Source organism: Amycolatopsis azurea DSM 43854 (genome assembly GCF_001995215.1).
GTDB lineage: Bacteria > Actinomycetota > Actinomycetes > Mycobacteriales > Pseudonocardiaceae > Amycolatopsis > Amycolatopsis azurea.
In genome coordinates, this window is the sequence record NZ_MUXN01000020.1 from 32,354 (window position 1) to 57,519 (window position 25,166).

Sequence of the window (25,166 nt, forward strand, 5' to 3'; positions counted from 1 at the left end):
TCGTCATGAACGAACCCGTCGGCAAACGCGCGGTGGTGATCGGCGGCAGTGTCGCCGGCACCCTGGCGGCGAGAGTGCTTTCCGAGTTCTACCGCGAGGTCGTGGTCGTCGACCGCGACGAGGTGCTCGGCGTGGACAAGCCGCGACGCGGCACCCCGCACACCTGGCACGCGCACGGACTGCACGCGCGCGGCTATTTCATCCTGGAGGAGCTTTTCCCCGGCCTGCTCGACGATCTGCGGGATTCCGGCATCCCGGTCGGCGATCTCGCGCGGATGAAGTGGTTCTTCAACGGGACGCAGGTCATGCCCGCCGACAGCGGGCTGCCGTCGATCACGGCGTTGCGCCCGGTGCTGGAGCACCACCTGCGGCTGCGCACCGCGGCACTCCCGAACGTCACCTACCGCGAACGCACCGACGTCAACGGCCTGCTCGCCACCCGTGAGGGCAAGCGGATCATCGGGGTCCGCGTGCAGGGGCGGGACGGCTCGGCGGAGGAGGAGCGCCTCGGCGCGGACCTGGTCGTCGACGCCTCCGGACGCGGTACGCGGACGCCGGTGTGGCTGGAGGAACTGGGCTTCGAGCGGCCGGCCGAGGAGCGCGTGAAGATCGGGCTGGCCTACACCACCCGGATGTTCCGCAAACGCCCGGAGATGTTCGATGGCTGGCAGTCGATCAACCCGGTCGCCTCGCCCTCGCATCCGCGAGGCGCGTTCTTCGGGCAGGTCAACGAAAACGAGTGCATCCTTTCGTTGACCGGCATCCTGGGCGACCATCCGCCGACCGACGCGCGCGGCTATCTCGCGTACGTGAAGTCGTTGCCGGTCAAGGAGATCTACGAAGCGGTGAAGGACGCCCAGCCCCTGATCGAGCCGGTGACGTTCAAGTTCCCGGCCAGCCTGCGAAGGCGGTACGAACGGCTCAAGCGGTTCCCGGAGCGCCTGTTCGTGCTCGGCGACGCGTTCTGCAGCTTCAACCCGGTGTACGGCCAGGGCATGACGGTCGCGTCGATGGAGGCGATCGCGCTGCGCGAGCACCTGGCCCGGCGGCGAGAGCCCGACTCGCGGCGGTTCCTGCGCGAGATCGCCAAGGTCATCAACGACCCGTGGGACATCTCCACCAGTGGTGACCTCGACTTCCCCGGTGCGGAAGGAAAACGGACGCTCAAGGTCAAGATGGGCAACGCGTACATGGCGAAGGTCCAGTACGCGGCGACCGTCGATCCGGAGATCACCGCGGCGTTCATGCGGGTGGCGGGCCTGATCGATCCGCCGACCGCGCTGATGAAGCCGGGCATTGTGCGCAAAGTGCTGCGGGCGAACCGGCGGCGTCCCGTCACCGGGGCGACCGTGACGGAGCTTCCCCGTCCGGGAAGCCGTTCGCGCGCCGCCTGACAGCGCGTTTCTTTCCACAGTCCGTGAAGGCCTCCTTGAGGGACTCAGAGTCCCTCAAGGAGGCCTTCACGGATTCGTCGTTTCGTCCCCGGAGAATGCGTTTTCACGCACGGGTGATCTTTTCTCCTCCGCAACACGCGAGATGCTTCTTTCGGTCCACTCGGCTGATCATTGCTGTGTCAGTGAACCATTCCCTGGCGGTGGGAGCGAAAATTCATGCGTAAGTACAAGAAGGTGATGACCGCGCTGGCCGCGGCCGCGGCGGCGGTGGTACTGCTGGGGGGAGCGGGGGCCGGAGCCACCGCGAACACGGGGTGGAGGCAATCCGACGCGGCGCTCGCGCGCTCGCTGCCGGGTAAATTCGAAAGCGCCCATGCCGACGTCAACGGCGTCCGGTTGCATTACGTCGCCGGTGGGTCCGGCAGCCCGGTGGTGCTGCTGCCCGGCTGGCCGCAGACGTGGTGGTCGTTCCACAAGGTGATGCCGGCGCTGGCCGCGAAGCATCGGGTGATCGCCGTCGACCTCCGGGGGATGGGCGGATCGTCGAAACCCGCGGCGGGCTACGACAAGGAGACGCTGGCCGCCGACGTCCACGCGCTGGTCACCAAGCTCGGGTACGCCAAGGCGGACGTGGTCGGCCACGACATCGGCGCGATGGTCGCCCACAGCTACGGGATCAAGTACCCGCAGGCTGTCGGGAAGCTGGCGCTGATGGACGTCGTCGCGCCCGACAAGAGCCTCTACCAGCTGCCGCTGCTGCCGTCGGGTCCCGGCCAGTTCTCGCCGTGGTGGTGGACGTTCAACCAGCTGCAAGGCCTGCCCGAGCAGCTCGTCTCCGGCCGTTCGCGCTACCTCGTGGACGCGATGATCGACCAGCTTTCGGTGGCGCCGGCGGCGGTGAGCGGCTTCGACCGGGACGTCTACGCGCGCGCCTACGGTTCGCAGGAGGCCGTCCGTGCCGGGAACGGCTGGTACCGGACGCTCAACCAGGACATCGCGGCCGGGTCGGCGTACGGGAAGCTGACCATGCCGGTGCTGGGCCTCGCCGGGGAATTCAACCACCAGTACTTCCTCCAGGTGCTGCCGTCGAAGGCGGCCGACCCGCGGGTCGTCAAGATCGCCGGGGCCGGGCATTACCTTTCCGAGGAACAGCCAGCCCAGATCATCGACGCGCTGGAGAAGTTCCTCGGCTGAATTCACGGCCGTTCCGGGGCAGTATTGGAGGCGCCCCGGTGATGCCGCCGGTGGGATTCTGCGAAAAGAAAAATCCTGGAAATCCCAGCCTAACCGGAAAAGGTGGCAAACAATGAAGGTTGGTGTTACCGGCGGTACCGGGTTCATCGGGCAGTACGTCTGCGAAGAACTCGCCGCACGAGGGCATACGCCGGTCGTGTTCGACCATCGTGGTGAGGGGGACGGCGGGCCTTGGGAGGTCATGCTGGGCGACATCCGTGACGCGACGGCGATGACCGAACTCGCCGCGCATTGCGACGGCATCATCCATCTGGCGGCCGTGCTGGGCACCCAGGAGACGATCACCAATCCGCGGCCCGCCGTGGAGACCAACGTCATGGGCGGCCTGAACTTCCTCGAGGCCGTCGCCCAGTACGACCTGCCCGGCGTGTACATCTGCGTCGGCAACCACTGGATGAACAACAGCTACTCGATCTCGAAGACCACGGTCGAACGGTTCGTCCGGATGTTCAACGCGGACCGCGGGACGCGGGTGAACTGCGTCCGCGCGGTGAACGCCTACGGCCCGCGCCAGAAGGCCGCGCCGCCGTTCGCCGCGGGCAAGGTCCGCAAGATCACCCCGGCGCTGGTCTGCCGGGCCCTGTCCGGCATCCCGGTGGAGCTCTACGGCGGTGGACGGCAGGTCTCGGACATGGTGTGGGTCGGCGACGTGGCCCGCACCCTGGTGTCCTCTTTGGAGGCCGCCGCCGAAGGACGGGTACTGGAGAAGACGGTGGAGATCGGGCCCGCCGAGTCGGTCACGATCCGCGAGGTGGCTGAGCTGGTGATCGACATCTGCGAGCAGCGCGGCTACCCGCGGGTGGGCATCGCCGACCTGCCGATGCGGCCGGGCGAAACCCCGGACACCCCCGTCACGGCCGATGTTTCGACGCTGCTGGCGGTCGGCATCGACCCGGAGTCCCTCGTCTCGCTGGAGGAGGGCATGACGAAGACGGTGGACTGGTACCTGGAGCACCGGGGCACCGCCTGGGACGTCCCCCCGGCCGGGCTTCGCGCGGCTTAAGGCGTCGGGAAAGGGCCGTTCACGACAGGTTCTCTGTTGTGAACGGCCCTTTCTTCGCGTTCGGAGTCATGAGAGGGCCGGTGACGCCGGACTGTGTGGATTTCGGTGCGTTGGACGCTCAGAAATCCACACAGTCCCGCGTGACCGGTCCGGTCGTGGCTGGGTGTGTGGAAATAGGGACACGCAACGTCCCTATTTCCACACACCCCTCACAGTCCGCCTGGGTCACCGACGGCCCCCAAGTACGTGAAGGCCCCCTTCACTGCGCTACACGCAATGAAGGGGGCCTTCACGTACTTGGACCGGCGGACCGCAGCTAAGGCTTGTGAGCCTTCAGGATCAGCGAGACGCCGCGCCGCGAACGGGTCGGGAGGTAGCGCTCGGCCGTGACGATCGCGGTCAGGGCGTGGTTGACCAGCCAGGGCGTGTGCTCGTTGAGTTCGTTGCCGCGGGCCGAACGTCGCCGCAGCGCCACTACCGGCCGGAGCAGGACGTTCCAGCTCCACAGTTCGTCGATGACGAAGCCGGCGTCCTCGATGACCTTCCGCAGCCCGGCCCGGTCGTAACGGCGCACGTGGCTGACCGCGACGTCGTGCGCCGACCACAGGTCCATTCCGGACGGGACGCTGATCAGCGCGGAACCGCCGGGCCGCAGCACCCGGAACAGTTCCGCCGCGGCCTGGTCGTCCTCCTGGATGTGCTCGAGGATCTCGAACGCCACCACCAGGTCGAACGACGAAGACGGCAACGGGAGGTCACGGGCGTCGGCGTGGATCGCGTCGAGACCGCGCGAGCGCGCGATCTCGACGGCGTTCTCGTCGTAGTCCGTGGCGACGACGTCCCAGCCGCGCTCGCGCAGCACCCGTGTGTTGCCGCCGCCCGCCGCGCCGATGTCGAGCGCGCGCCCGGGCGGGCCGAGCCGCTTCAGTTCGTCGGCGAGCAGGTGCCGCTTCTCCCGGAACCACCAGTGGCGGTCCTCCATCTCGGTGATCCGGGTGATGTCCGCCGTCTTCACCGGCGCTCCTTCCGATGCTGGGCGAAGACCCAGCGGTCGAGGGCCACGAACCGGAGCAACGTCATCAGCCCGTACGCGACGATGAGCACGAGCAGTTCGACGACCGGCCCGGAGCCCGGGGCGAGCAGATGGAGCCCGGTCACGGCCATCGTGGTCAGCAGATACGTGGTGGCGAACAGGATCGCGGCGCGGGTGTGCAACCCGAGCCGGTGCCCGCCGCCGCGATTGAACGTCCAGCGCCGGTTCGCCTCGGTGTTGGCCACCCCGACGAGCACCAACGCGACCAGGTTCGCCCCCGCCGGGGTCAGCGGGACCCGCAGGGGGAGATACAGCAGCGTGTAGAGCACTGTCGAGATGACACCGATCACCGCGAACCCGATGAACTTCGCCAGGGTCGCGGCCCGGGGTTCGGCCAGTACGGCGTCCGGATGGGTGGCCCGTAACTGCGGGATCTCCGGCACGTTCACACGACCCTTCCCGGCGGCGATCGCCCGGCCCACGCGGACCAGGCCCTTGAGGTTCCCCAAAGCGGTCTGGGTGACCTTGACCCGCGAATCGACGTCCTCCACCCAGTCCAGCGGCACCTCGTGCACCCGCAGGCCGTTGTGCTCGGCCAGCATCAGCATCTCGGTGTCGAAGAACCACTGGTCGTCCTCGACCGCGTCCAACAGCCCGAGCACGGCTTCGCGCCGGGCCGCCTTGAATCCGGCGGACGTGTCGGAGCTGCGCAGCCCGAACACGTGCCGCGTGATCGCGTTGTAGGTGCGGGAGACGATCTCCCGTTTGAGGCTGCGGCGGATCCGCGAGCCGTTCCCGAGCCGGGTCCCGATGGTGATCTCGCAGTGCCCGCTGACCAGCGGCGCGATCAGGGGGAGCAGACCCTCCAGACCGGTCGACAGGTCGACGTCCATGTAGGCGACGATGTCGGCGGTGCTGGCACCCCAGGTCGCCTTGATCGCCGCGCCCCGGCCGCGGACCGGGATCCGCCGCGCGGAGATGCGCGGGTTCCGCTCCGCCAGTTCGGTGGCGATCTCCCAGGTCCGGTCGGTGCTGCCGTTGTCGGCGATGGTGATCGACCAGGGGAACGGGAAGTCCTCACCGAGGTACGCGCTCAGCGTCGTGATGCAGCCGAGCAGGGCGCGTTCCTCGTTGAGCACCGGGATGACGATCTCGACGCTCGCCGTCGTGCGGCTTCCCGGTGCGGTTCGGGGTGCCGCGGTGAGTTCGGCCGTCATGGGTCATCACGCTCCCGGCTTGCAGTCGAACAGGGCGGAGGTGAAGCCCATCCACGGGTTGGCGGTGTAGGCGGGCGGCGGGACGCGGGTGCAGTTGCGCACCACCCAGTCCTTGCGGGCCAGCGCGGTCGGGCTGTCGTAGGCGAACCCGCCGAACAGGACGTACCTCAACTGTCCACTTGAGACGGTCGCGGCGAGGCCGTCCGCGGTCGGCATCGGCATGGTGCCGACGAAACCGCCCATCGGCATCACGGACAGCCCGGCCCGGATGTAGGGCGAGGCCCCGGTGCCGCCGAAGGTCGCCAGATCGAATCGCTCGCCGCGGTTGTTGGCCTTGAGGAAGCCGAGGAGCTTCTGGTCCGCGTCGGAGGGCATCATCTGGAACATGATCGGCGGGGGCAGCGGCATGGCCTGCCCGCCCGCCGCGCCGGGCTTCGGGCCGCCCGCCATGAGCTTGGTCAGGTCGATGCCGGTGGAGAGCGCGTTCGGGTTCGGCCCGGCGAGGGGGTTGAAGTTCTGGAACATCGCCGTCCGCGGATCCGTCGGCGGGTGGAAGGCGGGCGCCGCCCAGGCGACCGGCCCGGCCAGCAGCGCGATCCCGGCGACGGCGCCGGTCACCACGGCGAACTTCCCGGTACGGACCAGGAGGAACAGCACCGCGGCGGTGACGGCGGCGATCGCGACGACCGGCCGCAGCCACGAGACGTAGTCGCTGGAGCGGCTCATCAGGACGAACGCCCAGGCGCCGGTGGCGAGCAGCCCGACCGGCAGGACCCACGCGAAGCGGCGGTTCGTCCAGGCCAGGTGCAGGCCGACACCGGCGATCGCGGCGATGGCCGGCGCCAGGATGCTCGTGTAGTACGGGTGGATGCTCTGCGAGAAGCTCAGCGCGCCCGCGTAGAGGACGAGCCAACCGCCCCACAGCAGCCAGCCCGCGCGGGTCTTGTCGGTGCGCGGCGCGCGGCCCGCGGCGACCAGGCCGACGACTAGCAGCAGCAGTGCCAGCGGCAGCAGCCACGAGATCTGGCCGCCGATCAGGTCGTTGAACAGCCGGAACACGCCGGTTTCGCCGCCCTGGTCGACCGGCGTGACCTTGCCGTCGGGCAGGACCGGCAGTTCGGCCGAGTTCCCGCTCTTCGGGGCGTCGGTGCGGTCGAAGAGGTTGTAGGACCAGACCATCTGCCACACCGAGTTCGAGGTGCTGCCGTCCATGTACGGACGGGAGCCCGCGGGCGTCAGCCCGACGATGAGCATCCAGATCGACGACACCGCGGCGGTCACCGCGCCGGCACCGAGCAGGTGCAGCACCCGGCGGCCCGGCGACGTCGGCGCGGCGACGAGGTAGACGACCCCGAGCACCGGCAGGACGGCCAGCGCCATGGCGAGCTTGATGTGGAAGCCGATGCCGACGAGCGCGGCGGTGAGCAGCAGCCACCGCGGCGACGCCTTTTCCAGCGCTCGCCAGAAGGCGTAGGTCGCGACGAGCAGCGTCAAGATCAGCGTCGAGTCGGGCAGGTTGACCCGGGTGCCCGCGATCGTGATCGGTGTCGCGGCGAGCACGACGGCGGCCAGCGCCGCGGGCGCGTGCCCGGCCCATCGGCGCACGAGCACGAACAGGACGTACACCGAGACGGCGCCCGCGACGACGCCGGGCAGCAGCAGCGCCCAGGTGTGGTAACCGAAGGCGCGTACGGAAAGCGCCTGCAGCCACAGTGCGCCGGGTGCCTTGTCGACACTCATGAACCCGGCGGGATCGTAAGCGCCGTAAAGGAAGTTGTGCCAGTTCGCGGACATGCTGCGGACCGCGGCGGCGTAGGCGTAGTGTGCGGCGTTCCCGCCGATACCCCACCCGTAGGCGACGCCGGCGACGAGCGAGCTCAGGACGGCGATGCGCTTGGCGGCCAGTGCGGACAGCCCCGTTTTGGTCTTCTTCTTCGGCGTCCGCACGGGCGGGGCAGTGCCTCGCGGCGCGGTGCTCGTGACCGGGGTGCCTAGGTCTTGGGACACGTTCTACTCCCTTCCCAGGAATAGGAGATGACGCGGCTCGCGGACGTGAGATACGCACCGCGAATTCGTGATCGTCTCCCGAAAGTGTCGCACCGCGGTTTCGCGCGCGTCTTATCCCAGCCTGCTGGTTTGCCACCATTTCAGGGCAATGTGTCCTTTAAGGACAGTTGTCAGCGAAGCCGGACGGGCAGCGCTTCGAGACCGTGCATCACCATGCTGACGCGCCAGCGGAGGCTTTCCGTGGGGACGGCTTCACGCAGGTTCGGGAACCGGGTGAGCAGCGCGGCGATCGCGATCCCGCCTTCGAGCCGGGCCATCGGCGCGCCGAGACAGTGGTGGATACCGTGTCCGAAGGCGAGCTGGGGGTTGTCGTCGCGGTCGAGTTCCAGCGCGTCCGCGCCCGGAAAGCGGGCCGGGTCGCGGTTGGCGGCCAGCAACGACACGATGACCAGCGAACCCGCCGGGATCGTCACGCCACCGAGTTCGACTTCCTGGGTGGAATAGCGCATCGCCGCGTGCACCGGACTCTCGTAGCGCAGGAATTCCTCCACCGCGGCGGGCATTCCCTCCGGGTTCGCGCGCAACGCGGCGAGCTGCGCCGGGTTCTCGAGCAGGGCGAGAGTGGCGTTGCCGATGAGGTGGACGGTGGTCTCGTGGCCGGCGATGAGCAGGAGGAAGACCATCGAGGTCAGCTCGTGCTCGGTCAGCCGGTCGTCGCCGTCGCGGACCGTCACGAGGGCGGAAAGCAGGTCCGTGCCAGGGTTCTCACGCTTCTCGGCGAGAAGTTTCCTGACATAGCGCAACATTTCGGCGGCGGCCGCGTCGAGTTCGTCGACGGGGAGCGCGCTGGCGGTGAGGGTCTCGGTCCAGCCGTGGAAGGCGCCGGCCTCGTCCTCGGGCACGCCGAGCATCTCGGTGAGGATGCGGATCGGCAGTGGCAGGGCGAGCGCCTTGATCAGGTCGACCTCGTCGAAGTCGGCGACGGCGTCGAGGAGTTCGGCCGTGATGGCCTCGATCCTGGGGCGCAGCTGGGCGATCCGGCGCACGGTGAACGCGGCGGACACCAGCTTTCTCAGCCGGGTGTGGTCCGGCGGATCGAGGTTCAGCATATGGGTGTTCATGCCGAGCCGGACGTCCTCGGACAGTCCTCGCCGGTCGCCGACGACACCGGTGCGTCCGCTCAGTCCCGGATGCGCGAGTGCCTGGCGGACCTCGGCGTAGCCGCTCACCAGCCAGCCGCCGGTGCCCGAGGAGAGCGTGATTCTTCGGACCGGGCCGCTTTCGCGCAGCGCGGCGTAGGCGGCGTGCCTTTCTGGCGCGCCCCCGAACAGGAAGTCGGAGCTGGAAGAGGTCACCGAATCAGGTTCCCGTGCGCGCCCGCCCGCCTTCTTCTCCTGACCGGCCTTTCATCCATGAATTACGCATGAAGCGCGCGAGTTTATTGCACGTTTTTTCTGAAGGCCTACTCGAAAACTGCTCGAAGAAAAAGTTGACGATCTACGCCGGATGATCGTAACGTTGTTACCAGGCCGCCGGGGGGAAACGGAACCCGCGCCTGGTAAGTCGGAAAATCCCCAGCAATGAATCGGAGTGATTACTGTGTCCGCAAAGCTCGTCGCCAAGTTCGCCGGTTCCGCCATCGCCGCTCTCGGCCTGCTGGCCGTCGTCGCTCCCGGTGCTTCCGCCGCGGCGGCCGTCACGGTCACGCCGTCCTCGGGGCTCTCGGACGGTGCGGTCGTCCAGGTGACCGGAACCGGCCTGACGCCGGGAGCGACTTATCGGGTGGGCGAATGTGCCCAGGACGCGACGGGGCAGTTCCCTTGCAGCCCTTCGCAGCTCTCGCTGGTCGCTGACGCGGCCGGGAAGATCTCGAGCCCGGTCACCGTGCAGAAGAACTTCACCGGTGTCCTGCCCGACGGCAGCAGCTACGGCGCGGTGGACTGCAAGGTCATCACCTGCGTCGTCGGCCTCGGGGACGCCGCCGGCAACGGCGGCGGCGTGATCATCAGTTTCAGCTGACCCTCATCGCCGAAACAACGATGACGGTGAAGGAATCGCGGACGTCGAGCGTCCCGATTCCTTCACCGTCGTTTCGAAAAGAAATACGTCAGAACGTTTCCGCGAGCAGACCGCGTTTGCGCAGCAACGGCATCACGCCTTCACCGAAGGTGTAGGCCTCTTCGAGGTGCGGCTGAGCGGAAAGAATCAGATGGTCGAGACCGAGGGCATGGTATTCCTCGATCCGCTCGGCCACTTCTTCGTGACTGCCCACCAGTGCCGTGCCGACACCGGGACGGACCAGGCCGTAGCCCGCCCAGACGTTCGGGTGGATCTCCAGTGAGTCGGTGCTGCCGGAGTGCAGCGCCGCCATCCGCCGCTGGCCCTCGGATTCGGTGGCGGCGAACCGTTCCTGTGCCTGCCGGATCCGGGCCGGGTCCATGCCGGCGAGCAGCTGGTCGGCCACCTTCCACGCCTCGGCCGAGGTGTCCCGGCTGATCACGTGGAATCGCGTGCCGAAGCGCAGCGAACGCCCCAGCGACTCCGCCCGTGCCCGCGACCGCTCGAGATGGGAGGCCATCGCGGCGGGGGTCTCACCCCACATCAGCAGCACATCCGCCTGTGCGGCGGCGACTTCCAGCGCGGCCGACGAAGAACCGCCCAGGAACAGGGTCGGGCGCACCGGATGCGGCCGCGCGATCAGCCCGGCCTTCAGGTTGTAGTGCGTGCCGGTGAAGTCGAACCGCGAACCTGGCCAGGCCTGACGGAAGACGTCCATGAACTCGCCGGTGCGCGCGTACCGCTGGTCGTGGTCGAGCCAGTCGCCGTAGCGGCGCTGCTCGTCGGGGTCCCCGCCGGTCACGATGTTCAGCAGGAGCCGCGAACCGGAGACGCGCTGGAACGTCGCCGCGGTCTGCGCGGCCAGCAGCGGCGAGACGAATCCCGGCCGCATCGCGATCATGAACTTGACCGACCGCGTCGCGCCCGTCAGCGCCGAAGCCACGACCCACGGGTCTTCGCAGAACAACCCGAACGGCGTGAGCATCCCGGTGAACCCGAACCGGTCCGCGGCGAGCGCGACCTGGGTCAGGTACTCGAGGTCCGGTTCGCGCCGGGCGCCGGGCGCCGCGACACCGTCGGCGGTCTTGGCGATCTCCCGCCCGTCGCCGTGCGACGGCAGGAACCAGTGCAGTTGCAGGCTCATGAGTGCTCCCCGAACAGTGAGTGCGCGATCGCTTCCAACGGTCCCCCGGCGAGTTCCGCCTCCAGCCACAACGCGCGCCGGAACCAGCGGTGCAGCGGGAATTCCCAGGTGACGCCCATCCCGCCGCAGACCTGGATCGCCGTCTCGCAGACGGAGATCGCCGCGCGGCTCGCGGCGTGCGCGGCGCAGGCGATCGCTTCCGTCGCGGCGGGCCCGCCGTCCTGCGGCACGACCGCGGCGCGGTAGGCCAGTGAACGCGCGAGCTCGACTTCGGCGTAACCGTCGGCGAGTTGCTGGCTCACCGCCTGGAACGAACCGATGGAACGGTCGAACTGGGTCCGTGTCTTCGCGTGCCCGACGGCGATTTCCAGCGCCCGGTCCGCGACGCCGATGGCCTCGCCCGCGAGCAACGTCGTCGCCCGGCCGCGGATCGCGGTGAGCAGTGGCGCGGCGGACGGCGGCCCGGCCAGCAGCCGGCCCTCGGCCCCGGCCAACGCGACGTCCGACGTCATCCGGAGCGGGTCGACGCCGGTCCGCGTGGACACGGAAGCGGCGTCCGGGCCGACGCCGAACAGCGCCACCCCGGCAGGGGTGCGGGCCGCGACCACGATCTCCGTGGCGACGTCGGCGTGCAGGACCGCTTGCACGGCGCCGTCCAGCCGCCAGCCGCCGTCGCGGCGGGTCGCGCGGCAGGTGGTGGAGCCGTCGGCCAGCGTCGCCGGCCCCGGCAGGGCGACGCCCGCGGCCTGGTACACCGGCAGCGCGCGCGCCGCGGTGGCGAACCACGGCACCGGGTGCAGCGCGCGGCCGCCCTCCTCCGCCAGCAGCACGAACTCCGCCAGGCCGAGGTCCGGGTCGAGCCAGCCCTGCCGGACCAGCTCGGGCCAGGCGGCGAGGTCCTGCCCGCCATCGTCGGCCAGTGCCGCTATCCGTTCGAGGCCGTACGTGTCCTCGAGGTAGGTCCGGGCAGCGGCCTTGAGCCCGGCCTGGTCCTCGGTTAGCGCGAAGTCCATCGATTGCTCCCCTAACGTGATTTCGGAAGGCCGAGGACCCGCTCCGCGACGATGCCGCGCAGGATCTCCGACGTCCCGCCCTCGATGCTGTTGGCCCGGCTGCGCAACCGCTGGTGTTGCCAGTAGCCGTCCCAGAAAGCGTCGGTCCCGTCGGCCGCGGCGCCCGCGCCGAGCAGCCGCAGCGCGAGGGCGCTCACCCGCTGGTTCGCCTGGGACCAGCGCAGTTTCAGGATCGAGCTCTCCGGACCCGGCTCGCCGGTCCGTTCCATCGCGGCCAGCGCGCGGTATCCGGTGAAGCGCAGGCCCTGCAGGTCGACGTACAGCTCGGCGATCTCGGCCCGGATCCGCGGATCGGTGTCGCCTCCGCACGCTTTGGCGGTCTTGACCAGCCTGTCGAGCTGGACGGCCAGCCGCGCGGTGAGCGTGATGCCGAAGGTGCCGCGCTCGTGCGCGAGGGTGGTCAGCGCGACCCGCCAGCCCTGTCCCGGTTCGCCGAGCACACAGTCGTCGGGGATCTCGACGCCGGTCAGCAGGATCTGGTTGAAGTCGGTGTCGCCGGACAGCTGGCGCAGCGGCCGCACCTCGACACCGGGTGCGCGCATGTCGAGCAGGAAACAGGTCAGCCCGCGGTGTTTGGCCGCGTCCGGGTCGGTGCGGGCGAGCAGCAGGCAGTGGTCGGCCAAATGGGCGTAGGAGGACCAGACCTTTTCGCCGTCGACGACGTAGCCGCCGTCGGTGCGGCGGGCCCGGGTGCGCACCGAGGCGAGGTCCGAGCCGGCGTCCGGCTCGGAGAAGCCCTGGCAGAAGATCGTTTCCCCGGAAAGGATCCGGGGGAGATGAGCGGCCTTCTGCGCGTCCGTTCCATAGTGGACGATCGCGGGGCCGACCATGCCGAGCCCGATCACGCCCGCGTGGTCCGGTGCTTCGGCCAGTGCGCTCTCTTCGGCGTAGATCGCTTGGTACGCGGGGGAAAGCCCTCGGCCGCCATGATCGGCGGGCCAGGTCAGACCGGCGTATCCGGCCGCGTGCAACGCCTTGCTCCAGGCGCGCAACTCGTCGGCCGCCCACGCGCGAGGCGCGCTCGGGGTGGTTTCGGGTAACTGCTCGGCGAGCCAGGCTTTGAGGCCCGCCCGGAATGCCGCTTGATCTTCGCTGTCGTCCAGCCGCATGTAGGCACCATAACCAGCCTCGATGATCGTGAGGGGGTGCGCGAGCCATTCCCGCAACTACGGAGAAACCCCTACTGGGTGCGCAATCCGTGAGACGTTCGCCTGCCGGGGCCGCACCATGCTGGTGAAGCCGGGCAACGCGTCCGGTGGAGAGGCAGGTACCCGCCCGTGGCCGCGCTGAACGACCGCACCCCGGTCATCGTCTCCGCCGTCCGCACCCCGCTCGGCAAACGCGGCGGGGTACTCGCCGAGCTGAAGGCCGTCGAACTGATGCGGCACGTCCAGCTGGAGGTCATCGCCCGCGCCGGCGTCGAACCCGGCGACGTCGACCAGATCATCGGCGGCTGCGTGACCCAGTCCGGCGAGCAGAGCCTCAACGTCACCCGCAACGCCTGGCTCAACTCCGGGCACGACCCCGGCGTCGGATGTTCCACAGTGGACGTTTCCTGTGGATCGGCGCAGCAGGCGAACCACCTGATCTCCGCGTTGATCGCCGCGGACGCCATCGACACCGGGATCGCCTGCGGCGTCGAGTCGATGAGCAGGGTGCCGATCGGGACGAACCTCTACCAGGGGCCCGGGCACTACAAGACGCGGGACTACCCGTGGGACGACCCGCCCAAGGCGCAGTTCGGCGGCGCGGAGCGGATCGCCGAACGCGAAGGCATCGGGCGAGCGGACGCCGACGACTACGGCCTGCTCTCCCAGCAGCGCGCGGCGCGAGCATGGGACGAAGGCCGGTTCGACCGTGAGGTCTCCCCGGTCGGCGCGGTCACCCGCGACGAAGGTATCCGCGAAACCACCCTCGAAGGTCTCGCCGCGCTGCGGCCCAACGTCGAGGGCGCGGTGCACACCGCCGGGTCGACGTCGCAGATCTCCGACGGCGCCGCCGCGATCCTCTGGATGTCGTACGGCAAGGCACGCGCGCTGGGCCTGACCCCGCGGGCGCGGCTGGTCGGCCAGGTCGTCACCGGCGCCGATCCCTACTACCTGCTCGACGGGCCCGTGGTCGCCACCGAACGGGTGCTGCGCCGGACCGGCCGCCGACTGTCCGATGTGGACATCTGTGAGGTGAACGAGGCCTTCGCCGGGGTGGTGCTCAACTGGGCCAAGGCGCACGGCGCGGACATCGACCGCGTCAACGTGAACGGCGGCGCCATCGCGCTCGGTCATCCGCTGGGCGCGACCGGGACCAGGCTGCTGGTGACGGCGCTGCACGAGCTGGAGCGCACGGACACCTCGACGGCGCTGATCACCATGTGCTGCGGCGGTTCCCTGGGCACCGCCTCCCTGCTGGAAAGGCTTTGACCATGCGCGAAGAGGAGTTCTTCCGCCGGGCGCGGCCCGGTTCGGCGGGCCCGCTGGAGGGGGTGCGCGTCCTGGACGTGACCAAGGTATGGTCCGGACCGCTCGCCACCTGCGTCATGGCGGACATGGGCGCCGACGTGGTCCGGATCGAGCTCGCCGACGGCCACGACGGCGAAGTGCCGCCGGACATCCCCGGCACCGGGCTGTCGTGGTTCCGGGAAACCGTGCACCGCAACAAACGCAGTGCCGGACTGGACCTGCGCGCCGACCTCGATCGCGCGCGGTTCCTGGAACTGGTCGCGCGGGCGGACATCGTGGTCGAGAACTACAAACCCGGCACCCTGGACGGCTGGGGCGCCGGCTACGAGGCCTGCCGGGCGGCGCGCGAGGACATCGTGTTCGTTTCGGTGTCCGGCTTCGGGCAGTACGGCCCGAAATCGCACCTGCCCGCCTACGATCCGGCGATCCAGGCCGCGGCGGGCTGGATGTCGCTCAACGGCCTGCCGGACGGGCCGCCCGTCCGCGCCCCGACGTTCCTCGCCGACGAGTTGGCAGGCCTGCACGCGGCGATCGGCGCGCTGGCCGCGCTGGCACACCGGAACCAGACCGGCGAAGGGCAGCACGTCGACGTGGCCATGGTGGACTGCCTGCTCGCCAGCAGCAGCGGGCTGCCGACCCTCGCCGCGACCGGCGCCCCGCCGCCGAGGCTGGGCAACGAGACCGATTTCGTCTGCCCGGCGAACGTCTACGCCTGCGCCGACGGCCATTTGTATCTCGCGGTCGCGATCAACCGGCATTGGCGCACGCTCACCGAGATCATCGGCAGGCCGGAACTCGGCCGGGCGGAGGGATTCCGCACGAATGTCGAGAGACTGGCCAATCGGGAAGCGATCAACGCGATGATTTCGGGCTGGTGCGCGGGACGTCCGCTCGCGGACGCCCTGGAGGAGCTGAACGGCAACGGGCTCGTCGCCGCGCCGGTGCGCACGCTCACCGAAGCCGTCGCCGACGAACACGTCCAAGCGCGCGCGATGTTGCAGGAAACGGTGCTGAGCAACGGATCCACGGCACCGATCGTCGGGCCGGCGGTGAAGTTCTCCCGGACTCCGACGAGGGTCCGTCACGGCGCTCCCCGGCCTGGCGCGGACACCGCCGAAGTGTTCGCGGACCTCGCGGCAAACGATGAGAAGAATAGTTTGCGCCGCGCTTCATAAAATAGAAACAAATTGTGCGGGAAACAGAGGAGGCGGCGTGGCAGAGCACCACCGGGCCCTGGTGACCGGGGCCTCACGAGGGATCGGCCGGGCCGTGGCGCTGCGGCTGGCCCAGGAGGGCTACGCCGTCGCGGGGTGTTTCTCGAAACCGAGCGCGGCGTCGGCGGAAATCGAAGAGGACATCGCCGCGATCGGCGTGCCCGGCTATTTCGCGGAATGCGACGTCGCCGATTCGGCGGCCGTCGAGCAATTCGTCAAGGACGCCGAGGAGAAACTCGGGCCGATCGACCTGCTGATCAACAACGCCGGCATCACCAAGGACAGCCCGCTGGTGCTCGCCAACGCCGAGGACTGGCACGCGGTGCTCGCCACGAACCTCACCGGCACCTGGAACTTCTGCCGCGCCATGGCCTTCCGGTTCATGAAGAACCGCGGCGGCGTCGTGGTCAACATGTCCTCGGTCGCCGGCGTCTACGGCCACGCGGGCCAGACCGCCTATTCCGCCAGCAAGGCCGGCATCATCGGCTTCAGCAAGTCGCTGGCCAAGGAGGTCGCCGGACACGGCGTCCGGGTCAACGTCGTCGCGCCCGGGTTCATCGAGACCGACATGACCGGTTCCCTCGGCGACAAGCAGCGCGCCAAGGCGCTGACGCAGATCCCGGCCAAACGGTTCGGCACCGGCGAGGACGTCGCCGAACTGGTCGCCTTCCTGGTCTCCGATCGCGCCTCCTACATCACCGGACAGGTGCTGCAGGTCGACGGGGGGATCACGCTGTGACCGGTATTCCCGCCTTCGCCGCGCCGCTGCGGGCGATCGACACGCTGGACGTCGTGGCCTCGGGGGACGACCTCGAACTCGTCGCCCAGATCACCGTAGACGGCAAGGAACCCAACCTGCGCGGGCATTTCCCCGGCCAGGCCGTCTACCCCGGCGTCTTCGTCATCGAGACGCTGGAGCAGGCGATGCGCCAGGCCGCGGACGCCCGGCTGCGCACCGTCCGGTCGGTCCGCTTCCTCGCGCCGCTGCTCGACGGCGACCGGATGGTGCTGACAGCCACCGCGAAGCGCACCCCCGACGGCTGGGACGTGACCGGCAAGGCCACCCTCGGCGAGACGACGACGGCCAAGATCCGCGCGACCTTCGAGGAGGTCGCGGAATGACCGAACACCACGACATCCGGGTCCTGCTCCCGCAGCGGTATCCGCTGCTGCTGGTGGACCGGGTGCTGGAACTGATCCCCGGCGAGTCGATCGTCACGATCAAGGCGGTCACCGGTACCGAGCCGTGCTACGAGGGGATTCCCGACGGCGCCCCGGCGGACCGGTACGACTACCCGAAGTCGCTGATGATCGAGTCGTTCGGGCAGAGTGCCGCGCTCCTCTGGCTCGACGGCCGTGAGCCGGTCGAGGACGACGACTCGACGTTGATGTTCATCGGTGCCCGTGACTACCGCTTCACGGGTGCCGCCCGTCCCGGTGACGTGCTGCGCCACGAGGTCAGCCTGGAATCGGTGCTGGCCGACACGGCCTTCGCCACCGGGCGGACCTGGGTCGGTGATCGCCTGATCGCGACCGTCACCACCCTGACCGCGACGCGACGCCCCGTACGGCACGCGGCGTGAGAACCGGACAACGAAATCGGAGGATCGTCATGACGCAGACCGACACCCAGCTCGAGGAGCTTCGCGAGCTGGTCGCCGAGGTGCTCGAACTCGAGCCCGAGGAGCTGGAGGACAACGGGGACTTCATCGACGACTACGAGGCCGATTCCCTCCGTGCCATCGAGATCCTCGCCCGGATCGACAAGCAGTACAAGATCGAGATCCCGCAGGCCGAGCTGCCCGAGCTGCGCACGCTCAAGGCGGTCAACGACGCCCTGATCCGGCACTCCGTCAAGAAGGGATGAACCGTGGCCCGCGTTGTCGTGACCGGGGTCGGCCCGGTGTCGAGCATCGGGATCGGGATAGCCGCGTTCGCCGAGGCGCTGCGCACCGGCCGATCCGGGATCTCGCCCATCACCAGCTTCGACCCGGCCGGGTTCCCGCACCGGAACGCGGGCGAGGTCCAGACCTTCGATCCGGGCACTCATCTCCGCCGGGTGGACCCGGCGCGGTGGGGGCGGTCCAGCCAGTTCGCGGCCAGCGCCGCGCAGCTGGCGGTCGCCGACGCCCGGCTCGACCTGACGTCGGTGGCGCCGGGGCGCGCCCACGCGATCATGGGCACCACCAGTGGTGAGTCCGCGGTCGCGGAGGCGCTCACGGCGCAGATCATCGACGGCGGTTTCGCCGCGCAGGACCCGGCCCTGCTGACCCAGTTGCCCGCCAACCGGCTGGCGAACGCGGTCAGCGAGGAACTCGGGTTGACCGGCGAGTCGCTGACCATCGCGACCGCCTGCTCGGCGAGCAACTACGCGATCGGCTACGCCTACGACCTGCTGGCCGGCGGCGAGGCCGACGTCGTCTTCGCCGGCGGCGCCGATTCGGTGTGCCGCTGGGCGCACGCCGGGTTCTTCCGGCTCGGCGCGCTGGCGAAGGACGCCTGCACCCCGTTCGACAAGGACCGCGCGGGCATCCTCACCGGCGAGGGTGGCGCCGTGCTGGCCTTGGAAACCCTCGACCACGCAAGGAAGAGGGGTGCCACGATCTACGCGGAACTGCTGGGGTACGGCGTCAACTGCGACGCCATCCACCCGGTCACGCCGGACGCGCCGACGGTCGCGGAGTGCATGCGCATCGCGCATCGCAACTCCGGGATCTCACCGTCCGATGTGGACTACATCTGCGCGCACGGCACCGGCACGCAGGTGAACGACCTGGTCGAGAGCAAGGCGGTCCTCGAGGTCTTCGGCGAGCGCCCGCCGCCGATCAGCTCGATCAAGTCGATGCTCGGCCACACCATGGGCGCGGCCTGCGGTTTCGGGGCGATCGCCTCGACCATCGCGATCGACCGCGGTTTCCTGCCGCCCACGGTCAACTGGACCACCACCGATCCGGAACTGGGTGGGGTCGACCCGGTGCCGAACGCGGCCCGCCCGGCCGACGTCCGGGTGGTCCAGAACGACGGTTTCGCCTTCGGTGGCAACAACGCCATCGTGATGTTGGGAGCCCCGGAATGAGCGGTGTGGTGGTGACCGGCTGGAGCGCGCTGACCTCCGCGGGCGTCGGCGTGGACGCGCTGGCGAAGAAGCTCGCACTGGCCGAGACGGACCAGGTCGAGAAGGGCCAGGAGGTCGGCGATCTCTACGAGGAGCCGCTGCCCGCGTCGAACGGGCACGTGCTCAACAGCTTCAGCCCCAGGGAACACCTGGGACGCAAGGGAACCAGCACCTACGACCGGGCCACCGGGCTGGCCGTTGTCTGCTGCCAGGAGGCGCTGCGCGAAGCCGGGGTGTCCCTCGACGACGAGGCCCGGCCCCGGATCGGTGTGGTGCTCGGGACTTCGCTGGGCAGCTTCAAGTCCACCAGCGACTACACCCGCGAGACCCTGGTGCAGGACAAGCCCTATCTGGTCAACCCGATGCTGTTCCCGAACACGGTGATGAACTGCGCCGCCGGGCAGGTCGCCATCCGGTTCGGCCTCCGCGGGGCGAACACCACCATCGCGGGCGGCACCCTCGGTTTCCTCAACGTGCTCCGGTACGCCGGCAACGCCATCGACCGCGGTCACGTCGACGCCGTCGTCGCGGGCGCGGTGGAGGAGTTCACCCCGCACCGCGCGTGGGCGACCCACCTGACCGGGGCGACCGACGTCGTCGCCCCGGGGGAGGCGGCGGGGATGTTCGTGCTGGCCAAGGAGAACACGCCGGAGTGGGCGGGCACGCGGCGGCGTGCCGGTGTCCTCGCGGTCGCCACGGCCTACGGGCCGGGCGGCGGTGAAGCGGCCGAAACCGCGCTCGCCGGATGCGTGAGCCGGGTACTGGCCAAGGCGGGCGCCGACGCGTCCGAAGTGTCCACTGTATACACCGGCGAGGTCGACGACGACGACCGCCGCGAGTACGGACCGATCGTCCGCGCGCTCGGCCGCGGCCCGGAACGGGTCATGGTCAAGCGGCTGTTCGGCGAATGCGACGCGGCCTCCGGCGCGGTGGCGCTGGGTGTCCTGCTGGCCGAAGAGCGCGACGCCGGACCAGGCGGGCTGAGCCTGCTCACCGCGCGGGGCGCGGACGGTGCCGTGGGCGCCGCCATCGTGAGGAGGTACGCCGATGGCGGTCCTGATCGCGGGTAGCGCGGTGCGCACCTGCCTCGGTTCGGGCGCGGAGACGTTCGACGGCCTGCTTCGCGGTGCCTGCGGTGTCTCACCGCTCCGGTACGGCGATCCCGGGCTGCTGAACGTCGCCTACGGCTACCACGCCGACCTCGGCGACGAGCTGTTCCGCGCGGGGCGTCTCCTGGCTGAATGTCTGAGGGAAGCCGTCGCGCAGTCCGGTGTGGACACCGCGACGCGGCGGGTCGCGGTGCTGATCGGCACAGGGCTGCGGGAGCTGTCCGCGGTGGAACGGCTGGCGCTGACCGGCGAGACCGTGCCCGCCGGGCGGCTGGACTTCGCCGCCGTCGTGGCCGAGACCCTGCCCGGCGTCACGGACGTGACCACGGTCGTCAACGCGTGCAGCGCGGGCGGCCACGTTCTCGCGCTCGCGCAGGACCTTCTGGAACTGGGCGAGTGCGACGCCGTCGTGGTCGCCGCCACCGACGCGATGACGAGGTCGATGCTCGCCATGATCGGCCGTGTCGCCGAGGAACCGACCGAGCGCGTGCGGCCGTTCGACCGCGAGCGCACCGGCGTGCTCCTCGGCGAGGGCGCGGCCGCGCTCGTCGTCGTGCCCGGTGACTGGGACGGCCCGGCGCTCGGCAGGGTCGCCGCGACCGGTCTTTCCTGCGACGCCTACCACGCCACGGCACCGGACATCGAGGGCATCGCCCGCGCGATGTCCGGCGCCTACACGCTCGCGGGCCGCGAACCGTCCGATGTGGACGTCGTGGTGGCGCACGCGACCGGCACCGCGCTCAACGATCCGGTCGAATGCGACGCGTTGCGCAAGGTCGTCCTCGGTGGCGGCGGGAACCCGCTCGTCACCGCGGTCAAGGGCTCGACGGGCCACACCTCGGGCAGCGCAGCCCTGGTCAACGTGGACGTCGCGCTGCGGATCTTCGCCTCCGGTGAGGTACCCGCCGTCGCCGGCCTGACCGACCCCCTCGACGAGGGTGCCGGACTACGGCTGGTCATCGGCGACGCGGTCGCCGCGCGGCCGGATCTGGTGCAGGTCAACGCGTTCGGTTTCGGCGGGGTCAACGCCGTCACACTGCTGGAGCGGGCATGACCGGCCGCGAGAGGGAAACCAGGCTGCTGCTGACCGGCTGGAGCCTGCACCTGCCGGGGATCGCGGGTTTCGACGGCGCGCCGCCCGAGAAGGCCGCCACCGTCCTGGGTCGGAAAGGGTTGCTGTACAAGGAACCCTCGACCCGTCTCGCGTTGTGCGCGGTGCATCGCGCCCTCGGTTTCGAACCGGGGCAACGGGTCACCGGGCCGATCGAAACCGGTACCGCGGTGGTCGCGTGCAGCAATCTCGGCAACGTCGAGACGGTCGCGAAGGTCACGCGCACGGTCGACTCGGAAGGCGGCCGCGCGGTGAGCGTGCTCGACGCGCCGAACGTGTCGCCGAACGTCGTGGCCAGCACGGTCGCGCTGTGGTTCGGGTTCGGCGGTCCCAACCTGATGCTGTGTCCCGGCGGCACCGCCGGGCTCGCCGGACTGCGGATGGCGAGCCTGCTGCTGCGCTCCGGCCGGGCCACGCGGGTGGTGCTCGTCGGGGCCGAGCCGGACGACGAGATCGCCTCGATCCTGCACGACGGACCGCTGCGCGCGGGGAGCGCGTGCGTGATCCTCGAACCCTGGCGCGAGAACTCCGGGCACGCCGTCGTCGACGTCGAGCCTGGGGAGCCCGCGCCACTGCCCGGGCGCATGGTCGGGCCTGGCGGGTTCGACGTCAAGGAGCAGTGGGGCGACTTCTACGGCGCGCACGGGGTCGTGGAGCTCGCGCTCGCCGCCCACCTCGCCGTCGCGGAAGGCGAAGGCCGCGTGGGCATCGGCCCGCGCCGGCCGGACGGCGGACCGGCTGTTTCGGTCGCCGTCACTGATCACAGCGAGGAGATGGGGTCCCGGTGAACGGTTCAGCGGTGAAGGCGCACACGATCTCGCCCGGCAGGCCCGGCGCGCCGCTGGTGCTGTTCGCCCACGGCATGGAAGGGCACTGGAAGAGCTGGACGCCGCTGGCGGCGCATCTCGACCAGGGTTACCGGGTCGTCTCACTGGAGCTGCCGTGGAAGGCGGGCAACGACTTCCGCTGGCGCAACCGCTCCTTCGGCCACTGGCTCGGCGACGGCCTCGACCTGCTCGGCACCACCCCGGACGTCCTCGTGGCGCATTCGTTCGGCGCCAACGCCGCGCTGGAGCTGATGTGCGCGCTGGATCCGCGGGTCGGTTCGTCGGTGGCGTTGTTCTGCCCGTTCTACCGGCTGCCCCGGTACGAGGTGACCTGGCGGATGTTCGAGCGCTCGCGCGAGACGTTCACCGCGCACGTCGGCGAGGGGGTCCGCGCCCGGCTCGGCAAACGAGCGTCCACTTTGGACCCCGAGGTCGTCGACGGCATGGTCAAGATCGCGCTGAACCGCGCCGGGCCGCTCGGTTTCGCGTCGGTGTTCGACCGGTACGCCGCGAGCGCCGACCTCCAGCTCGGCAACGTCGAGATCCCGACGAAGGTGCTTGTCGGCGGCCTCGACCCCACGCTGCCCGCCGAGTCCGCCATCGCGCTCGCCGCGGGTATGCCGGGCGCCACGCTGCACACGCACGAACGCGGCGACCACTTCTTCCACGTTCGCTACGCCCGGTACGCCGCGGCCGAGGTGACCGGCCTCGTCGAGGACGTCCGGACCATCCCGAAGGTAGGTGAGCTCCGATGACCGCAGTCCTGCGGCCAAGCCCGACCGTCACGTACGGCCGCCCCGCGTTCGAGGGCGCCAACATCCGCACCTGGATCGGTTTCAAGCACTTCATGTACCTGGTCGAGCAGGGTGTCCTGCAATGGCTGCGCGACCAGGGCACGAGTGCGCGCGACCTCTTCCTCGAGCACGGCCTCGGCGCGGAGATCGTGGACTGCTCGGTGCAGCTGCCCGCGGTGCTGGAACTCGACGACGAGGTCGAGGTCGAGGTCACCCCCGGGCGCGGCGACAAGCTGAACGTCCAGCTCTCGGTGGTCCGCGACGGCGCGAAGGTCACCGTGCTGCGCGGCAAGGTCACCGTCGCGCTGGTCCGCGAGCGGGCGGCGGACACCACCGCGGCCGCCCCCGAAGCGCTGGCGCGTCTGGAGGTCCCGGCGCTCACGTCCACTGTGGAGCGGATCGCCATCCCGGCCGGGGAGACCGCCGAGTCGGTGCTGACCGCCGAGCCGGGCGCGTTCCTGTGGTCCTGGCGGGCACCGTACTTCTACTGCCACTACTCCGACCGCGTCCAGCACTCCGGTTTCGTCCGGACGCTGGAGGAGGTCGTCGACCGCTACCTCGCCGACCGCGGCATCTCCGTCGGCCGCATGCTGTCCGAACGCGCGTGGATCCCGGTCGTCTCCCGCGCCCGCGTCCGGCTGCTGGAGGACGCGCGGATGGAGGAGACGGTGCACACCGTGTTCACCGTGACCGACATCCTGCGCGGGGTCATGTTCGACGGCCGCATGGACTGCTATGTCCAGCGCGGATCGGAACTGGTCCCGGTGGCCACCGCGCAGATCCTGCACGGCTACGCCATCGCGGCCGGTCCGGGCGCGGGCGGGATGGCCCAGCTGGACGAGGGTGTCGTGCACGCGCTGATCGGGGACCGGGCGTGAGCCGGCCCGCCAAGCTGTACTTTTCGCTGCGCAGCCCGTACAGCTGGCTCGCGATCAACCGGTTGCGCGACGAAGTGCCCGGCGCGCTCGAACAGCTGGTGTGCCTTCCGTACTGGGATCCGGACACGGTGACCGGCGCCGGCCTCGGCGAACGCGGCGGCGAGTTCCACTACGTGCAGATGAGCCGCGCGAAGCATCTGTACATGCTGATGGACACCAAGCGGATCGCCGAAGGACAGGGCCGCAAGATGGCCTGGCCGATCGACATCGAGCCGTGGTGGGAACTGCCGCATCTGGCCTGGCTGCGCGCGCGCCGCGAGGGTGTCGAGTGGCCGTTCTACGACGCGCTCAACGAGGCGCGCTGGGGCCGCGGCGACAACATCTGCGAGCCCGACATCGTCCGTGCCGCCGCCGAGCGGGCCGGGTTCGACCCGGAGCTCGCCGTCGGCGCCGTCGACGATCCGGAGATCCGCGCCGAGGGGGTCGACTGTCTCTATCAGGCCTATCTCGACGACATCTTCGGCATCCCCTACTTCAAATGGGGCCGTCACCGCTTTTGGGGATTCGACCGGCTGGACGCGTTCCTGGCGGTCTGGCGGCCCGCGGCGCGAGAGGAGCGTGCGGCATGAGCGAGGAACAGGACGCCACGGTCATCGAGCTGCCCCAGTCCGAGTGGTACGGCGTACCCGACGAACTGCTGGACGAGGGCGCCGTCTACGACTGGGACAGCCCGGGCGGCTGCGGATGAGGACCGTCGAAGAGGAACGGCTCTACCGCAAGCAGCGCCTGGCGGCGACCATGCGGCTGTTCGCGGTGCGGGGTTTCGACGAGGGCGCGGGCGGGCACGTGACCGCGCGGGATCCCGGCGACCCGGAGAGGTTCTGGATCAATCCGTTCGGTGTCCACTTCGGACACGTCCGGGTCAGCGATCTCCTGCTGGTCGACAGCCGGGGCGAAGTCGTCGAAGGCGACGGGAGGATCAACCCGGCCGGGTTCATCATCCATTCGCATGTCCACGCGGCGCGGCCCGACGTCGTCGCGGTCGCCCACGCGCATTCCACCTACGGACGCGCGTGGGCGGCGCTGGGCCGCAAACTCGACCCGATCACGCAGGACGCCTGCGCGTTCTACGAGGACCACGAGGTCTTCGACGAGTTCGGCGGCGTGGTGCTGGATTCCGAAGAGGGCAAGCGGATCGCGGTCCGCCTCGGCACGGGCAAGGCGGTGATCCTGCGCAACCACGGGCTGCTCACGGTCGGCGGCACCGTGCAGGAGGCGGCCTGGTGGTTCACCACCATGGACAGCTCGTGCCACGTGCAACTGCTCGCCGAGGCGGCCGGGACACCGGTGCCGATCGAACCCGGGGTCGCGCGGCACACCGCGTCGACCATCGGCACACCGGGGATGGGGCGGCTCAACTTCCGCCCGCTGTACGCCGATCTCGTGCGCGTGCAGCCGGATCTGCTGGACTGAGGGGAA

Annotated in this window: 26 protein-coding genes; 19 read left to right on the forward strand and 7 right to left on the reverse strand. The window is 69.9% G+C overall.

Annotated features, from left to right (window positions below; translation table 11 throughout):
- Window positions 1-5 precede the first annotated feature (5 nt).
- The 3 genes from B0293_RS25370 (at window position 6) to B0293_RS25380 (ending at window position 3,651) form a co-directional block, all read left to right on the forward strand.
- Window positions 6-1,394, forward strand: coding sequence for an FAD-dependent oxidoreductase (locus tag B0293_RS25370; RefSeq protein ID WP_005165890.1), 1,389 nt, complete (start codon window positions 6-8; stop codon window positions 1,392-1,394).
- 216 nt (window positions 1,395-1,610) lie between these two features.
- On the forward strand, window positions 1,611-2,588 hold the full coding sequence (locus tag B0293_RS25375; RefSeq protein WP_005165888.1) for an alpha/beta fold hydrolase: 978 nt from the start codon (window positions 1,611-1,613) through the stop codon (window positions 2,586-2,588).
- Window positions 2,589-2,700: 112 nt separating this feature from the next.
- Window positions 2,701-3,651: an NAD-dependent epimerase/dehydratase family protein gene (locus tag B0293_RS25380; protein WP_005165886.1), complete on the forward strand. Its 951-nt coding sequence runs from the start codon at window positions 2,701-2,703 to the stop codon at window positions 3,649-3,651.
- 316 nt (window positions 3,652-3,967) lie between these two features.
- Here B0293_RS25380 and B0293_RS25385 read toward each other — a convergent pair whose 3' ends face one another.
- From B0293_RS25385 to B0293_RS25400, 4 genes are all read right to left on the reverse strand, one after another.
- Window positions 3,968-4,666, reverse strand: a complete 699-nt coding sequence (locus B0293_RS25385; RefSeq protein ID WP_005165885.1) for a class I SAM-dependent methyltransferase — start codon at window positions 4,664-4,666, stop codon at window positions 3,968-3,970.
- Complete coding sequence (locus tag B0293_RS25390; protein WP_005165883.1) at window positions 4,663-5,901, reverse strand: glycosyltransferase; 1,239 nt, start codon at window positions 5,899-5,901, stop codon at window positions 4,663-4,665. Before B0293_RS25390 ends, B0293_RS25385 begins: the two co-directional genes overlap by 4 nt.
- 6 nt (window positions 5,902-5,907) lie before the next feature.
- Window positions 5,908-7,908: an ArnT family glycosyltransferase gene (locus tag B0293_RS25395; RefSeq protein ID WP_005165882.1), complete on the reverse strand. Its 2,001-nt coding sequence runs from the start codon at window positions 7,906-7,908 to the stop codon at window positions 5,908-5,910.
- Between the two features lie 170 nt (window positions 7,909-8,078).
- A complete protein-coding gene (locus B0293_RS25400; RefSeq protein ID WP_005165880.1) occupies window positions 8,079-9,263 on the reverse strand; it encodes a cytochrome P450 family protein in 1,185 nt (394 codons plus the stop codon).
- A 244-nt stretch (window positions 9,264-9,507) separates the two neighbouring features.
- On the opposite strand from B0293_RS25400, the gene B0293_RS25405 reads away from it, so the two are divergent.
- Entirely contained in the window at window positions 9,508-9,927 is a 420-nt protein-coding gene (locus B0293_RS25405) for an enediyne antibiotic chromoprotein (RefSeq protein ID WP_039919497.1), read from the forward strand.
- 88 nt (window positions 9,928-10,015) lie between these two features.
- Here B0293_RS25405 and B0293_RS25410 read toward each other — a convergent pair whose 3' ends face one another.
- From B0293_RS25410 to B0293_RS25420, 3 genes are read right to left on the reverse strand one after another with little or no spacing between them, the layout of a single operon-like run.
- On the reverse strand, window positions 10,016-11,110 hold the full coding sequence (locus B0293_RS25410) for an LLM class flavin-dependent oxidoreductase (protein WP_005165876.1): 1,095 nt from the start codon (window positions 11,108-11,110) through the stop codon (window positions 10,016-10,018).
- On the reverse strand, window positions 11,107-12,123 hold the full coding sequence (locus B0293_RS25415) for an acyl-CoA dehydrogenase family protein (RefSeq protein ID WP_077241383.1): 1,017 nt from the start codon (window positions 12,121-12,123) through the stop codon (window positions 11,107-11,109). The genes B0293_RS25410 and B0293_RS25415 overlap by 4 nt, the downstream gene beginning before the upstream one ends.
- 11 nt (window positions 12,124-12,134) lie before the next feature.
- The gene (locus B0293_RS25420) at window positions 12,135-13,292 is read right to left on the reverse strand and encodes an acyl-CoA dehydrogenase family protein (RefSeq protein WP_005155518.1); all 1,158 of its coding nucleotides are present in this window, start codon (window positions 13,290-13,292) and stop codon (window positions 12,135-12,137) included.
- Between the two features lie 168 nt (window positions 13,293-13,460).
- Between B0293_RS25420 and B0293_RS25425 the strand changes: the two genes are divergently transcribed.
- Genes B0293_RS25425 through B0293_RS25490 form a run of 15 tightly spaced genes read left to right on the forward strand, consistent with a single transcriptional unit; the run spans window position 13,461 to window position 25,160 of the window.
- On the forward strand, window positions 13,461-14,600 hold the full coding sequence (locus B0293_RS25425) for a steroid 3-ketoacyl-CoA thiolase (RefSeq protein WP_005155519.1): 1,140 nt from the start codon (window positions 13,461-13,463) through the stop codon (window positions 14,598-14,600).
- 2 nt (window positions 14,601-14,602) lie between these two features.
- A complete protein-coding gene (locus tag B0293_RS25430; RefSeq protein ID WP_005155520.1) occupies window positions 14,603-15,814 on the forward strand; it encodes a CaiB/BaiF CoA transferase family protein in 1,212 nt (403 codons plus the stop codon).
- 37 nt (window positions 15,815-15,851) lie between these two features.
- Entirely contained in the window at window positions 15,852-16,592 is a 741-nt protein-coding gene (fabG, locus tag B0293_RS25435) for a 3-oxoacyl-[acyl-carrier-protein] reductase (protein ID WP_039917226.1), read from the forward strand.
- Window positions 16,589-16,975 carry a polyketide synthase dehydratase domain-containing protein gene (locus tag B0293_RS25440; protein ID WP_005155523.1) on the forward strand — a complete coding sequence of 129 codons (387 nt, stop codon included), beginning with the start codon at window positions 16,589-16,591 and terminating at the stop codon, window positions 16,973-16,975. Before fabG ends, B0293_RS25440 begins: the two co-directional genes overlap by 4 nt.
- A complete protein-coding gene (locus tag B0293_RS25445) occupies window positions 16,972-17,436 on the forward strand; it encodes a 3-hydroxyacyl-ACP dehydratase FabZ family protein (protein WP_005155525.1) in 465 nt (154 codons plus the stop codon). The genes B0293_RS25440 and B0293_RS25445 overlap by 4 nt, the downstream gene beginning before the upstream one ends.
- Window positions 17,437-17,465: 29 nt before the next feature.
- Window positions 17,466-17,720, forward strand: a complete 255-nt coding sequence (locus tag B0293_RS25450) for an acyl carrier protein (protein ID WP_005155526.1) — start codon at window positions 17,466-17,468, stop codon at window positions 17,718-17,720.
- A 3-nt stretch (window positions 17,721-17,723) separates the two neighbouring features.
- Complete coding sequence (locus B0293_RS25455; protein ID WP_005155529.1) at window positions 17,724-18,929, forward strand: beta-ketoacyl-[acyl-carrier-protein] synthase family protein; 1,206 nt, start codon at window positions 17,724-17,726, stop codon at window positions 18,927-18,929.
- Window positions 18,926-20,038: a beta-ketoacyl synthase N-terminal-like domain-containing protein gene (locus tag B0293_RS25460; protein WP_039917365.1), complete on the forward strand. Its 1,113-nt coding sequence runs from the start codon at window positions 18,926-18,928 to the stop codon at window positions 20,036-20,038. The genes B0293_RS25455 and B0293_RS25460 overlap by 4 nt, the downstream gene beginning before the upstream one ends.
- Complete coding sequence (locus B0293_RS25465) at window positions 20,016-21,131, forward strand: beta-ketoacyl synthase N-terminal-like domain-containing protein (RefSeq protein ID WP_005155532.1); 1,116 nt, start codon at window positions 20,016-20,018, stop codon at window positions 21,129-21,131. The genes B0293_RS25460 and B0293_RS25465 overlap by 23 nt, the downstream gene beginning before the upstream one ends.
- Window positions 21,128-21,976, forward strand: a complete 849-nt coding sequence (locus B0293_RS25470; protein WP_005155534.1) for a beta-ketoacyl synthase N-terminal-like domain-containing protein — start codon at window positions 21,128-21,130, stop codon at window positions 21,974-21,976. The genes B0293_RS25465 and B0293_RS25470 overlap by 4 nt, the downstream gene beginning before the upstream one ends.
- A complete protein-coding gene (locus tag B0293_RS25475; protein WP_005155535.1) occupies window positions 21,973-22,770 on the forward strand; it encodes an alpha/beta fold hydrolase in 798 nt (265 codons plus the stop codon). Before B0293_RS25470 ends, B0293_RS25475 begins: the two co-directional genes overlap by 4 nt.
- Entirely contained in the window at window positions 22,767-23,687 is a 921-nt protein-coding gene (locus B0293_RS25480; RefSeq protein WP_005155536.1) for a thioesterase family protein, read from the forward strand. The genes B0293_RS25475 and B0293_RS25480 overlap by 4 nt, the downstream gene beginning before the upstream one ends.
- Window positions 23,684-24,316 (forward strand): 2-hydroxychromene-2-carboxylate isomerase, encoded by a 633-nt coding sequence (locus B0293_RS25485; protein ID WP_005155537.1) that lies wholly within the window; start codon window positions 23,684-23,686, stop codon window positions 24,314-24,316. Before B0293_RS25480 ends, B0293_RS25485 begins: the two co-directional genes overlap by 4 nt.
- Window positions 24,313-24,435 (forward strand): hypothetical protein, encoded by a 123-nt coding sequence (locus B0293_RS44710; protein WP_005155538.1) that lies wholly within the window; start codon window positions 24,313-24,315, stop codon window positions 24,433-24,435. The genes B0293_RS25485 and B0293_RS44710 overlap by 4 nt, the downstream gene beginning before the upstream one ends.
- On the forward strand, window positions 24,432-25,160 hold the full coding sequence (locus B0293_RS25490) for a class II aldolase/adducin family protein (protein WP_005155539.1): 729 nt from the start codon (window positions 24,432-24,434) through the stop codon (window positions 25,158-25,160). Before B0293_RS44710 ends, B0293_RS25490 begins: the two co-directional genes overlap by 4 nt.
- Window positions 25,161-25,166 lie beyond the last annotated feature (6 nt).

Bases quoted from the DNA above. Each gene is read 5' to 3' on its own strand.
- B0293_RS25370 (WP_005165890.1), top strand. From the start codon at position 6: ATGAACGAACCCGTCGGCAAACGCGCGGTGGTGATCGGCGGCAGTGTC.
- B0293_RS25375 (WP_005165888.1), top strand. From the start codon at position 1,611: ATGCGTAAGTACAAGAAGGTGATGACCGCGCTGGCCGCGGCCGCGGCG.
- B0293_RS25380 (WP_005165886.1), top strand. From the start codon at position 2,701: ATGAAGGTTGGTGTTACCGGCGGTACCGGGTTCATCGGGCAGTACGTC.
- B0293_RS25390 (WP_005165883.1), bottom strand. From the start codon at position 5,901: ATGACGGCCGAACTCACCGCGGCACCCCGAACCGCACCGGGAAGCCGC.
- B0293_RS25410 (WP_005165876.1), bottom strand. From the start codon at position 11,110: ATGAGCCTGCAACTGCACTGGTTCCTGCCGTCGCACGGCGACGGGCGG.
- B0293_RS25415 (WP_077241383.1), bottom strand. From the start codon at position 12,123: ATGGACTTCGCGCTAACCGAGGACCAGGCCGGGCTCAAGGCCGCTGCC.
- B0293_RS25420 (WP_005155518.1), bottom strand. From the start codon at position 13,292: ATGCGGCTGGACGACAGCGAAGATCAAGCGGCATTCCGGGCGGGCCTC.
- B0293_RS25430 (WP_005155520.1), top strand. From the start codon at position 14,603: ATGCGCGAAGAGGAGTTCTTCCGCCGGGCGCGGCCCGGTTCGGCGGGC.
- B0293_RS25445 (WP_005155525.1), top strand. From the start codon at position 16,972: ATGACCGAACACCACGACATCCGGGTCCTGCTCCCGCAGCGGTATCCG.
- B0293_RS25450 (WP_005155526.1), top strand. From the start codon at position 17,466: ATGACGCAGACCGACACCCAGCTCGAGGAGCTTCGCGAGCTGGTCGCC.
- B0293_RS25460 (WP_039917365.1), top strand. From the start codon at position 18,926: ATGAGCGGTGTGGTGGTGACCGGCTGGAGCGCGCTGACCTCCGCGGGC.
- B0293_RS25465 (WP_005155532.1), top strand. From the start codon at position 20,016: ATGGCGGTCCTGATCGCGGGTAGCGCGGTGCGCACCTGCCTCGGTTCG.
- B0293_RS25470 (WP_005155534.1), top strand. From the start codon at position 21,128: ATGACCGGCCGCGAGAGGGAAACCAGGCTGCTGCTGACCGGCTGGAGC.
- B0293_RS25480 (WP_005155536.1), top strand. From the start codon at position 22,767: ATGACCGCAGTCCTGCGGCCAAGCCCGACCGTCACGTACGGCCGCCCC.
- B0293_RS44710 (WP_005155538.1), top strand. From the start codon at position 24,313: ATGAGCGAGGAACAGGACGCCACGGTCATCGAGCTGCCCCAGTCCGAG.
- B0293_RS25490 (WP_005155539.1), top strand. From the start codon at position 24,432: ATGAGGACCGTCGAAGAGGAACGGCTCTACCGCAAGCAGCGCCTGGCG.